Genomic DNA, 10,858 nt, shown 5'->3' on the forward strand with positions numbered 1-10,858 from the left:
ACCCGTACACGGTCGGAAAGAGGCACCCCCGGTGGGGGATCCGGCGTTCGAGGACAAGGCACAGCAGCCCGTCTGGGGGCACCTCCCAGCGTTAGCTGGGGGAGTTTGAGGACACCGCCGCGCAGCGGTGGTGCACCCCCCGCCTAGTCCAGGACGTGCCCGTCCCCGGCCCGCGACCCGCGCGAGCGCCGCAGGTCCGTCAGCGCGAAGGTGCGCTGCAGCCAGCGGTCCTGCCCGTCGTAGCGGGGCCGGAACGGCGTCCGGCCGTGGACGGTGACCCGGTTGTCGACGATCGCCAGGTCGCCCGGCACCAGCCGGATGTCCTGCGCGGTGCGGTCGAACAGGTCCTGGAGTTCGAGCAGCGCGGACGCGGCCCGCCCGGTGGTCGGCTTGGTGGCCGCGAAGTCCACGCAGCAGTCCGGGTCCTCGGCCGCGCCGTACAGCACCGCGTGCGGCGTGGAGACGCCGTCGCTCATGCCGAAGGAGGGCGGCGGCTCGGTGACGAACTCCTCGCTGAACAGCGCCTGCCGGCTCGCGTCGCTCAGCAGCGGCAGTGCCTGCCGGATGCAGGCCGTGCGCAGCTCGGCCACCCGCTCGTGGTCGGCCCGCAGGCACAGCAGCAGGACGAAGTCCGGGCGGTGCGGGTGGAAGGCGTTCTCGGTGTGGAAGGAGAGCCGCACGGAGCCCGCGTTGCTCTGGTAGTCCTCCTGGCCGGGGACGGGCACCACGTCCTGCACGATCGCGCCGCTCTTTTCCGGGCGGTACGCGGCCGGGTCGCCCAGGCCGCCGGCGACCAGGGTCAGGACGGCCGCGGCGAGGGTGGCCTCGCGCTGGACGGAGCCGGGCCGCGCCGGGGTCGGCGGCAGCGCGTCCCCGCCCACCGGCAGGCCCTGGATCAGCAGGGTGCCGGTGGGGCCGGAGTCGCGGTGGAACTCCCGCAGCGCCCGGACCAGGTCGCGCGGCAGCTCCGGCCAGGCCAGCCGGGCGGCGGTCAGCCACTCCGGCCGGTCCACCAGGGCGTCCGCTTCCCCGGCCAGGGCCCTGGCCACGCGTTCGGTCAGCAGCGCGTCGACGTCGCTCACCCTGAGGGTGTGCGCCCGCGCGCCGCTCTCGAGTACGACCGTCATCGTGATCAGCCCATCGCCTCGACGACGCTGCGCGGGCGCATGTCGGTCCAGTTCTCGGTGATGTAGGCGAGGCTCGCCTCGTGGCTCGCCTCCTCCTGGGCCACCCGCCAGCCGGCGGGGACCTCGGCGAAGGAGGGCCACAGTGAGTACTGCGCCTCGTCGTTGACCAGGACCAGGTAGCGTCCCTCGGTGTTCTCGAACGGGTTGGTCATCGTGTGTCTCTCTCTGCTGTGCTCGGTGGTGCGGTGGGAGAGCGGCCGGCGGGACCGGCGGCCGCTCACTGCGGTGGGCGCGGGCCCGGTCAGGCCGACTCGGCGACCACGGCGGGCCCGCTGACGTCGAGGGCCTCGGGGCCGTAGATGTGCCGCACCCAGTTGGGCTGGTAGACGGTGTCGAGATAGCGCTCGCCCAGGTCGGGCGAGATGGCCACGGCGGTGATCCCCGCGCGGTCGCGCGCGTGGTCGTCCAGCCAGCGCGCGGCGCCGGCGACGACGGTGCCGGTGGAACCGCCGAAGAGGAAGCCGTGGCCGACCATCCGGCGGCAGGCCCGCACGGTGTCGATCTCCGGTACCTGCACGACGTCGTCCACGAAGGACTCGTCGAGCATCGGCGGCCGGACGCCCGCGCCGAGGCCCGGGATCATCCGGGCGGCCGGCGGTCCCCCGAAGGTGACCGAGCCGACGCTGTCGACGGCGACGATCCGCACGCCGGGCCGGTGTTCCTTGAACCAGCGGGCGCAGCCCATCAGCGTGCCGGTGGTGCCCGCGCCGACGAAGAGGACGTCGAGGCCGGGGAACCGGTGGGCGATGTGCGGTGCGGTCAGCCGGTAGTGGGCCCGCCAGTTGTTGGCGTTGACGTACTGGTTGAGCCAGACGTAGCGCTCGTCGCTCGCGCACAGCTTCCGTACGTGGGCCATGCGGGCGCCGAGGAAGCCGCCCTCGGGGGCGGGTTCGGTGACGGTGTGCACCTCCGCGCCCAGCGCCTCCATCAGCTGCCTGGTGGCGAGGTTGCAGCGGGAGTCGGTGACGCACACGAAGCGGTAGCCCTTGCCGGCCGCGATGGTGGCGAGGGCGACCCCGAGGTTGCCCGAGGAGGATTCCACCAGGATCGAGCCGGGGCCCAGGAGGCCCGTGGCCTCGGCCGCCTCGATCATCTCCCGGGCGGCCTTCTGCTTGATGGAGCCGGCGAAATTGAACCCCTCGCACTTCAGGTAGAGGGGGACGCCGGCCGCGGAGCGCAGGTCCACGTAGAGATCGTCTTCATTGAATTCCTGCGGAGCCGAGATGATCGGCACAGTACCTCCCGCATTCGCGCAAGATGGAGGATGCGGACCGCCGCTCAGCCGTATCGACGCATCTCATGGAAGAAGTCCTCGACGACCGCCAGCTCTCCCTCGGCGAGCACGGTGTCGTAGATTTGCTTGCCGACCGCGAGGTCCAGGACCCCCAGGCCGAAGGGCGAGAAGATCACCGGCCGGTCGGCGGGCGGGGTGACGCGCCCGGTGAGCACGTCGTAGAGGGTGCCGTCGATGAAGTCCCGGTTTCCCACCTGCTGTTCGGCCAGGTGGGGCGAGGTGTCGGCCTTGAGGCAGTGCTCGATGTCGTCGACGATGTTGACCGCGCCGAGGATGATCTCGGGGGCCAGGTCGCGCAGCGACACGTGCAGCACCAGCGGGTTGTGCGCGAACAGGCCGGGGTCGGTGACGTGCGGGGTGCCGGCGGTGGTCGCGAACACCAGCAGGTCGCTGGAGCGGATCAGCTCCTCGGCACTGTCGTGCACGGTGATCTTCGTACCGTCGCCGGAGGCCCGGCCCAGGTAGTCGGCGAAGCCGCCCGCGTACTCCGCGGACAGGTCGAAGACACCGGCCTCGTCGAAGGACCAGCCGGTGCCGGCCAGGTACGCGTGGATGTAGCGGGCGATCATGCCGACGCCGAAGAAGCCGATCCGGCGGGGCCGCTCCCGGCCCGCGCTCAGCTTGTCGGCGGCCAGGGCCGCCGAGGCCGCGGTGCGGGCGGCGCTGATGATGGAGCTCTCCAGGCACGCCAGCGGGTAGCCGGTGTCGTGGTCGTTGAGGACGAGCACGGCCGACGCCCGGGGAATGCCGGCCGCCACGTTCTCGGGGAAGCTGGAGATCCACTTGAGGCCGTCCACCCGGGACTCGCCGCCGATCGACGCGGGGAGCGCGATGATCCGGGAGGTCGGGCGGTCGGGGAAGCGCAGGAAGTACGAGGGCGGGTTGACGGTGTCACCCGCGCCGTGGGTGCGGTAGGCGGCCTCGATGATATCGACGACCTCCCGGTGCCGGCCTTCGAGGACACGGTGCACCTGGCCGCCGGGTATCACGGCGAACGAAGGTGTCGTCGCGGAACGGGACATCAGGGACTCCACGGTTCGGATTCAGGAGAGGCGGATTCAGGAAAGGACGTGGCCGGCGAGCCGGACCGGGTTGCCGAGGACCACCACGACCTCGCGCTCCCCCTCGTAGGGGTCGCGGCTGTGGGCCATGCGCAGGTTGTCGACCAGCAGGACGTCGCCGTCCCGCCAGGGCTCGCCCACGGCGGCGGCCCGGTAGGCGGCGTTGATCGTCTCGACGGTGTCGCCGTCGAGGGGGGTGCCGTCGCCGTAGGCGGTGTTGAAGGGCAGCCCCTCGGGCCCGTACACGTCGGCGAGGTAGTCGCGGATCATCGGGTCGAGGGTGCGCTCGTTGAGGAACGCCGCCTGGTTGAACCAGACCCGGGCCCCGGTGCGCGGGTGGCGGACCACCGCGGCGCGGCGCTGCCGGGTGCGCAACTGACCGTCCGGCAGCCACTCGTGCTCCAGGCCGGCGGCCGCGCAATAGGCGTCGACGGCCGCGCGGTCCTCGGTGCCGAACGCCTCCGACCAGGGCACGCCGATCTCGTGGTACGTGCGGGTCAGCAGCCATCCGTCGCGCTCGAAGCGGGCGACGAGGTCCTCGGGGAGGGCCTCCAGCACCGCCTGCGAGTCGGCGACCTCGGTGTTGCCGCCCTTGAGGGGCGCGGTCAGGCAGCCGAACAGCGCGAAGGAGGGCACCTCGGTGGCGTAACTGACCTCGTGGTGCATGCACATCGGCTCGTCGGGCGGCCACTCCGAGGAGGAGTAGACGCCCTCGGCGTACGCGCGCCGGGTGGCGAACCGCTCCCGCTCGGTCATCCGCTCGATGCCCAGGGCCGCCGCGACCCCGGCCACCTCGTCGGCCGAGGCGACGCCCAGGCCGCGCAGCAGCACGGCGCCGTGCCCGGCGACGGCGGCGTGCACCTCGTCACGGTGCGCCTGGGCCCAGCCGGCCCCGGTGGCACCGGCGAGCGTCACCTCAAGGACGGGCAGCCCGCCGGGTGAGGTGGCCGTGGCCGGTGAATCCTGCACGGGTATGGAGCTCATCTTCGTCGTCTCTCTCGGTCGTTCCCGCCGGGTGCGGGCGCGGGCGGTGCTTCACGCATCGGCGTCGGCGTCCGCGGTGTCCGGCCGCTGCGCCGCCTTGCGGTCCAGCAGCGCGGCCACGTCGGCGACCGTCGGGGTGAGGGCCAGCTCCTTGATCGAGACGGCCCGTTCCAGGGCGATGACCAGCCGCAGCGCGGACAGCGAGGTGCCCCCGAGGTCGAAGAAGCGCGCGTGCCGACCGATGCGCTCGGCCGGGACCTTGAGCACCTGGGACCACAGCGCGGCGACGCGCCGCTCGGTGTCCGTGGCCGGTGCCTCCAGGCCCCCGTCGGCGGCGCTCCGCTCGGCCTCGGCGGCCAGCCGGGTGAGCGCCTTCTTGTCGATCTTCCCGTTGGCCGTCAGCGGGAGCACGGGCCGGTGGTGCAGGTGCTGGGGCACCATGTAGGACGGCAGGGCCGCCGCCAGCGACTCCCGGACGCCCTCGGCGGACTCCGGCGTTCCGGTGTAGTAGCCCACCAGGTAAGGCCGCTCGGCGATGCCGGCGATCACCACGGCGCCGTCACGGACCCCGGGGGCGGTCAGCAGCCGGTTCTCGATCTCGCCGATCTCGATGCGGAAGCCGTTGATCTTCACCTGGGAGTCGCGGCGGCCGAGGAACTCCAGGGTGCCGCCGGGCAGCCAGCGGCCGAAGTCACCCGAGCGGTAGAGCCGCTCCCCCGGCCGGTGCGGGTCCAGGCCGAAGGCGGCCTTGGTGCGGGCCTCGTCGTTGACGTAGCCGCGGCCGACGCAGACGCCGGAGAAGACGATCTCGCCGGGCGCGCCCAGCGGCACCGGGGCGAGGTGCTCGTCCACCACGTAGACGCGGGTGTTGCGGATCGGCTTGCCGAGCGGCACCGACCGGTGGTCCGGCACCCGGTCCATGACCTCGTGGTTGGTGTCGTCGGAGGTCTCGGTGAGCCCGTAGGCGTTGGCCAGCAGCACCCCGGGGAAGGCGGCGAACCAGCGCTGGACGAGCTCCTTCTTCAGCGCCTCGCCGGTGACGGACACACAGCGCAGCCGCGGCAGTTCGCGGGGCCGCTCCTCCAGCGAGGAGAGCACGACCTCCAGATAGGAGGGGACGAGCTGGACGACCTCGATGCCGCCGTCGGCCAGGGTGTCGACGAACCGGCCGACGTCCAGGACGACTTCCTGCTCGACGATGTGGGTCGTGCCGCCGACCAGCAGGGCGGCGACCAGCTGCCAGAGCGAGATGTCGAAGCACTGCGGCGCGGTCTGCGCCACGACCTGCCCCTCGGCCACCCCCAGGTCCTCGATCTTGGCGAGGAGGTGGTTGAGGAAGCCGTCGTGCTCGCACATGGCGCCCTTGGGCTCACCGGTGGAGCCCGAGGTGAAGTAGATGTACGCGAGCCGGTCGGCGGCGACGGGCAGGCCGAGATCGCCGTCGGGCCCGTCACCGGCCAGCAGCTCGTCCAGGTAGGACAGTTCCAGGCCCGCGCGGCCCGCGACGGCCTGCGCCAGGTGCGGGACGTCGCGCCCGGCGAGCACCCACCGGCTCTCGCTGCGGGTCAGGACGGTGGCGATCCGCTCGGCCGGGAAGTGCGGCTCCAGCGGCAGGTAGCAGCCGCCGGCCTTGAACACCGCGAGCACCGCGGCCAGCCACTCCAGGTTGCGTTCGGTCACCACGGCGACGACGCCCTCGGGCGGCAGGCCGCGCCGGTGCAGCGACCAAGCGATCCTGTTGGCGCGCCGGTTCAGCTCCGCGTAGGTCCACCTGGTGTCGCCCTGGACCGCGGCGACCGCCTCGGGGTGGCGGCGCACGCGCTCCTCGAACAGCTCGTGGAAGCGGCGGTCCGGAAGCGGCCGCTCGGGGCCGGCGAACTCCGTGAGCTGGAGGTGGAGTTCTTCCGGTGACAGCAGGCTGCGCAGGTGGTGCGGCTCGTCCGGGTGCTCGGCGAGGTGCCGCAGGGCGGTGCGCAGATAGCCGTCGATCCGCTCGGGGCCGACGTACTCCTGCGTGGCCACACCCTCCCACGCCGCTTCGGCCTCGGCGCGGCCCGCCGGGGTGGCGACGCGGGCGATCAGCCCGCGCCAGGTGTCCTCACCGGCCGGCAGCTCCTGGAATCCGGCGATGACACCGGCGACCTTGAGCTGCGCGGCGAGCCGCACGATTTCCGTACCGACACCGCATTCCCCGGCCAACCGCTGAAGGGCGGCAGCGAGTTCCGAGGGCAGCGTGGCGGGATACTCCGCCACCGAATCGGCGTCGTCCATCACGAGCGTTGCACCCCACACTGGCCTCGTCGGATCGTGAAATCGTCGTGGTGACTTCACGCTTGGCGAGGAAGACGGTAGGAGGTGGCTTTATCGCTGGACTATCGAGCTCTTAGACATCGTTTCCCGGGCACTGCCGCGGCCCGGCCGAAGGCTTTCAGTCGACGGCGTCCTCCAGGAGCCGCTGGATCGCCAGGACGCGGTTCGAGACCTCGGCCAGCTCGGCGCTGAGACGGTCCTGACCTGCGGATATCCGCTCGACATCGGGGAGTTGCCCGGCCGGAGCCGGCGCCGTGGCCGCTGCCGCGGCGGCGGGCGCGCCCAAGGGGACGAAATGGCGCCGGCAGCCGCGCGCGTGCGTCACCGATAAGCCGACCAGCACGCCGGTCACCACGGTGGCTCCGCTCAGCAGCGCGGCCCCCACGATAATGGCACCGCCAATGTCCATCCGGTTCATCCCTCCTGATGGGTGGCCTGCGTACAGGGCCGGATCTGGCGCCCTGACGGTACGGTGTACACCGCATGGATCACAATCAGGGTGGCGGACGTTTTCGGCCTGCGGCAGGGAGATCGCCGCAATCGACGGGTACGGGCCCCGGCCCCGGAAACTCCGTCCGGGTAAGCAAAAGCCCCAGGTCACGGCGAGTGAGTCCTGGGGCTTTCACGGAGCCGCCTTCGGGATTCGAACCCGAGACCTACGCATTACGAGTGCGTTGCTCTGGCCAACTGAGCTAAGGCGGCATGCTGCCGGTACGAGAGGTTCGCATCTGCAGCGCGGCCAAGTCTACACAGTTTCCGGGGGTGCTCCGCACACGGTGGTTCCGGGGGGCGAACCGCAGGTCAGGTGCACTTCCGGGTGGCCGGGGGCGCGGTCGCGGTGAGCAGGTAGTCGTTGATCGCGGCGTCCACACAGCCGCTCCCCCGCGTGTACGCGGTGTGACCGTCGCCCTCGTAGGTGAGGAGGCGGCCGGAGGAGAGCTGGGAGGCCAGGGCGACGGCCCAGGGGTAGGGCGTCGCGGGGTCGCGGGTGGTGCCGACGACCAGGATGGGCGCGGCGCCGTCGGCAGAGATGCGATGGGGTCGGCCGGTGGCCTGGGCGGACCAGTATGCGCAGGTCAGGGCCGACCAGGCGAGGTTCCTGCCGAAGACGGGGGACGCCTTCTCGAAGTCCGGCACGGCGCTGCGGACCTCACCCGGGCTGCGGAACGCCGCGGGGAGGTCGAGGCAGTTCACGGCCGCGTTGGCGTACATGAGGTTGGAGTAGGTGCCGCTGCCGTCCCGCTCGTAGTAGGCGTCGGAGAGCTTCAGGAGAGGGCTGCCGTCACCGCGCGTAGCGGCGCTGAGGGCCGAGCGGAGCACCCCCCAGGCCGCCTCGTCGTACATGGCGGCGATCACACCGGTGGTGGCGAGGCTCTCGGTGAGCTTCCGGGGCTTGCCGGTGGCCAGGGGCTGGGCGTCGATCTGCTGGAACAGGGCGCCGAGCCGGTGACCGGCGGCGGTCGTCCCGCCGGTGCCGAGTGGGCAGTCTTTGCGCTTGATGCAGTCTTCTGCGAAAGACGTGAACGCTGTCTGAAAACCGGCGGTCTGGTCGCGATTGACCTGTCGTGCGTCGAGGGACGGGTCCAGGGCGCCGTCGAGGACGAGCCGGCCGACGCGGGACGGGAAGAGCTCGGCATAGGTCGCGCCGAGGAAGGTGCCGTAGGAGGCGCCGACGTAGGTGAGCTTGCCGTCGCCGAGGACGGCCCGCAGGACGTCCATGTCGCGGGCGGCGTCGACGGTCGAGACGTGGCGCAGGAGCTTGCCGGAGCGGTTGGCGCAGCCGTCCGCGAAGGAGATGAAGGCGTCGGCCAGCTCGCTGACCTCGGTGGCGTCGTCGGGGGTCTGGTCGACCTTGGTGTACGCGTCCATCTCGGCGTCGGTGAAGCAGGTGATCGGCTCGCTGCCGCCCACGCCCCGGGGGTCCATCGCGACCATGTCGTACCGGGCGCGGACGGCGGCGGGGTAGCCGAGGCCGGCGTAGTGCTGGAGATAGCCGACGGCCGAGCCCCCCGGGCCGCCGGGGTTGACCATGAGCGCGCCGAGGCGCTTGCCGGGGCCGGTGGCCTTCTTGCGGGAGACCGCGAGCTTGACCTCGTCGCCCGACTGCGGGTGGTCGTAGTCCAGCGGCGCCGTGAGGGTGGCGCACTCGAAGCCGGTGGTGCCGCAGGGGCGCCAGGTCAGCTTCTGCGCGTAGTAGGGGCGGAGGGAGGGGGGCGGCCCGTCCGGCAGGGCGTCGAGGGGGCGGGTGAGGCCGTCGACCGCGGCCGTCCGGGCGGGGTCCCGCCACGCGCCGGCGTCGGGGGACCAGGACTGCCCGTCCCCCCGGTCCTGCGGCAGCGCGGCGGCGGACGCCCGCGGCGAGGTGCTCTCCAGCGCGCAGCCGGAGATCAGCAGGGCGGCGGCGGCGAGGACGGCGCCGGAGGTGCGGAGCAGGCGGCTGGTATCCATCGGCTGGTCCCTCTGCGTGGGCATGGACAACTGGGACGAGGCTGAGAAGTCGCCGGCAACACCACGAGGACTACCACGGAGAGTCACGCCGAGCCACAGCGACCGAACGGAGCGTATCTGCACAGGTGCGTGCCATGGCCAGTGGAGGGCCGAACTTGGCCTCGTATGAGTGAGTGGGCGTAACCGCGGGCGGTTTCGCGCGTGGGATCAGCCGGCGCGCAGCGCGACGGTCATCGCCTCGACCGCGAGCAGGGGAGCGACGTTGCGGTCCAGGGCGCGTCTGCACGCGATGATCGCCTCGATGCGGCGCAGCGTCCGGTCGGGCCCGGACTCCTCGGCGACGCGCCGGAGCGCGTCGTGGACGTCGGCGTTGGCGATCTCGACCCGCGAGCCGAGCTGCATCGCGAGCACGTCGCGGTAGAAGCCCGTCAGGTCGATCAGGGCGAGGTCGAGGCTGTCGCGCTGGGTGCGGGTGCTGCGGCGCTTCTGGCGGTCCTGGAGCTCCTTCATCGCCCCCGCGGTGCCGCGCGGGAGCCTGCCGCCGGTGCCGGCCGCGGCGCCGAGCGCGGCACGCAGCTCCTCGGTCTCCTTGGTGTCGACCTCCTCGGCGACCTGCTTGGCGTCCTCGGCGGCGGCGTCGATGAGCTCTTGGGCGGCCTTGAGGCAGCCGCCGATGTCCGCGACGCGGAGCGGCACCTTCAGGACGGCGGCGCGGCGGGCGCGGGCGCGCTCGTCCGTGGCGAGGCGGCGGGCCCGGCCGATGTGCCCCTGGGTGGCGCGGGCCGACTGCGCGGCGAGCGCGGGCTCGATGCCGTCGCGGCGGACGAGGATGTCGGCGACGGCGCCGACGGGCGGGGTGCGGAGGGTGAGCAGGCGGCAGCGGGAGCGGATCGTGGGCAGCACGTCCTCCAGGGAGGGCGCGCACAGCAGCCACACCGTGCGCGGCGCGGGCTCCTCGACGGCCTTGAGGAGGACGTTGCCGGCGCCTTCGGTCAGGCGGTCCGCGTCCTCCATGACGATGACCTGCCAGCGCCCCACGGCCGGGGACAGCTGGGCGCGCCGGACGAGCTCACGGGTTTCCTTGACGCCGATCGACAGCTGGTCGGTGCGGACGATCTCGACATCGGCGTGGGTGCCGACGAGGCTGGTGTGACAACCGTCGCAGAAGCCGCACCCGGGCACCCCGCCGTGGGCGCGGTCCGGGCTGACGCACTGGAGGGCGGCCGCGAACGCCCGGGCGGCGGTGGCGCGGCCGGACCCGGGAGGCCCGGTGAACAGCCAGGCGTGCGTCATCGACCCCCCGGAGGCGGCCGGGTCGGTGACGAGGGCATCGGCGTCACGAGCGGCAGCGGAAAGCTGCTCCGTCACCTGGTCCTGACCGACCAGGTCGTCCCACACCGCCATGGCTGTCCTCCACTGGAATGTCCTGCGCCCCCCATTGTGGGCCACCCCACCGACAACGAACGCCGGGCCGCTTGCGGCGGGGGGTTGGGGGGCCGGCCGCTTGCCGCGGCGGGGGGTGGAGGGCCGGCCGCTTGCCGCGGCCGGGGGCAGGGCCGCAGGGCCGCAGGGCC

Annotated in this window: 9 protein-coding genes and 1 tRNA gene; all 10 read right to left on the reverse strand. The window is 72.6% G+C overall.

The features are described 5' to 3' along the window. Positions 1 to 143: 143 nt before the first annotated feature. Positions 144 to 1,127 carry a TauD/TfdA family dioxygenase gene (locus tag ABZ951_RS07190; protein WP_344089458.1) on the reverse strand — a complete coding sequence of 328 codons (984 nt, stop codon included), beginning with the start codon at positions 1,125 to 1,127 and terminating at the stop codon, positions 144 to 146. A gap of 5 nt (positions 1,128 to 1,132) precedes the next feature. Beyond that, on the reverse strand, positions 1,133 to 1,339 hold the full coding sequence (locus ABZ951_RS07195) for an MbtH family protein (protein WP_344089457.1): 207 nt from the start codon (positions 1,337 to 1,339) through the stop codon (positions 1,133 to 1,135). 89 nt (positions 1,340 to 1,428) lie between these two features. Further along, complete coding sequence (gene sbnA / locus ABZ951_RS07200; RefSeq protein WP_344089456.1) at positions 1,429 to 2,421, reverse strand: 2,3-diaminopropionate biosynthesis protein SbnA; 993 nt, start codon at positions 2,419 to 2,421, stop codon at positions 1,429 to 1,431. 44 nt (positions 2,422 to 2,465) lie between these two features. Further along, positions 2,466 to 3,503 carry a 2,3-diaminopropionate biosynthesis protein SbnB gene (sbnB, locus tag ABZ951_RS07205; RefSeq protein ID WP_344089455.1) on the reverse strand — a complete coding sequence of 346 codons (1,038 nt, stop codon included), beginning with the start codon at positions 3,501 to 3,503 and terminating at the stop codon, positions 2,466 to 2,468. Between the two features lie 36 nt (positions 3,504 to 3,539). After that, positions 3,540 to 4,526, reverse strand: coding sequence for a TauD/TfdA family dioxygenase (locus ABZ951_RS07210; RefSeq protein WP_344089454.1), 987 nt, complete (start codon positions 4,524 to 4,526; stop codon positions 3,540 to 3,542). Positions 4,527 to 4,577: 51 nt separating this feature from the next. Further along, the gene (locus tag ABZ951_RS07215; protein ID WP_344089453.1) at positions 4,578 to 6,797 is read right to left on the reverse strand and encodes a non-ribosomal peptide synthetase; all 2,220 of its coding nucleotides are present in this window, start codon (positions 6,795 to 6,797) and stop codon (positions 4,578 to 4,580) included. Positions 6,798 to 6,954: 157 nt separating this feature from the next. After that, on the reverse strand, positions 6,955 to 7,245 hold the full coding sequence (locus ABZ951_RS07220) for a hypothetical protein (protein WP_344089452.1): 291 nt from the start codon (positions 7,243 to 7,245) through the stop codon (positions 6,955 to 6,957). 219 nt (positions 7,246 to 7,464) lie between these two features. Further along, positions 7,465 to 7,538, reverse strand: a tRNA-Thr gene (locus tag ABZ951_RS07225). Between the two features lie 99 nt (positions 7,539 to 7,637). Beyond that, a complete protein-coding gene (locus ABZ951_RS07230; RefSeq protein ID WP_344089451.1) occupies positions 7,638 to 9,284 on the reverse strand; it encodes an alpha/beta hydrolase in 1,647 nt (548 codons plus the stop codon). Between the two features lie 207 nt (positions 9,285 to 9,491). Then, positions 9,492 to 10,688: a DNA polymerase III subunit delta' gene (locus ABZ951_RS07235; protein WP_344089450.1), complete on the reverse strand. Its 1,197-nt coding sequence runs from the start codon at positions 10,686 to 10,688 to the stop codon at positions 9,492 to 9,494. Between the last annotated feature and the right edge of the window lie 170 nt (positions 10,689 to 10,858).

Source organism: Streptomyces sp. NPDC046215, assembly GCF_040646215.1.
GTDB classification, from domain to species: domain Bacteria; phylum Actinomycetota; class Actinomycetes; order Streptomycetales; family Streptomycetaceae; genus Streptomyces; species Streptomyces stramineus.

Coding starts and splice junctions, on each gene's coding strand:
- ABZ951_RS07190 (WP_344089458.1), bottom strand. CDS start 1,127: ATGACGGTCGTACTCGAGAGCGGCGCGCGGGCGCACACCCTCAGGGTG.
- ABZ951_RS07195 (WP_344089457.1), bottom strand. CDS start 1,339: ATGACCAACCCGTTCGAGAACACCGAGGGACGCTACCTGGTCCTGGTC.
- sbnB (WP_344089455.1), bottom strand. CDS start 3,503: ATGTCCCGTTCCGCGACGACACCTTCGTTCGCCGTGATACCCGGCGGC.
- ABZ951_RS07210 (WP_344089454.1), bottom strand. CDS start 4,526: ATGAGCTCCATACCCGTGCAGGATTCACCGGCCACGGCCACCTCACCC.
- ABZ951_RS07215 (WP_344089453.1), bottom strand. CDS start 6,797: ATGGACGACGCCGATTCGGTGGCGGAGTATCCCGCCACGCTGCCCTCG.
- ABZ951_RS07220 (WP_344089452.1), bottom strand. CDS start 7,245: ATGGACATTGGCGGTGCCATTATCGTGGGGGCCGCGCTGCTGAGCGGA.
- ABZ951_RS07230 (WP_344089451.1), bottom strand. CDS start 9,284: ATGGATACCAGCCGCCTGCTCCGCACCTCCGGCGCCGTCCTCGCCGCC.
- ABZ951_RS07235 (WP_344089450.1), bottom strand. CDS start 10,688: ATGGCGGTGTGGGACGACCTGGTCGGTCAGGACCAGGTGACGGAGCAG.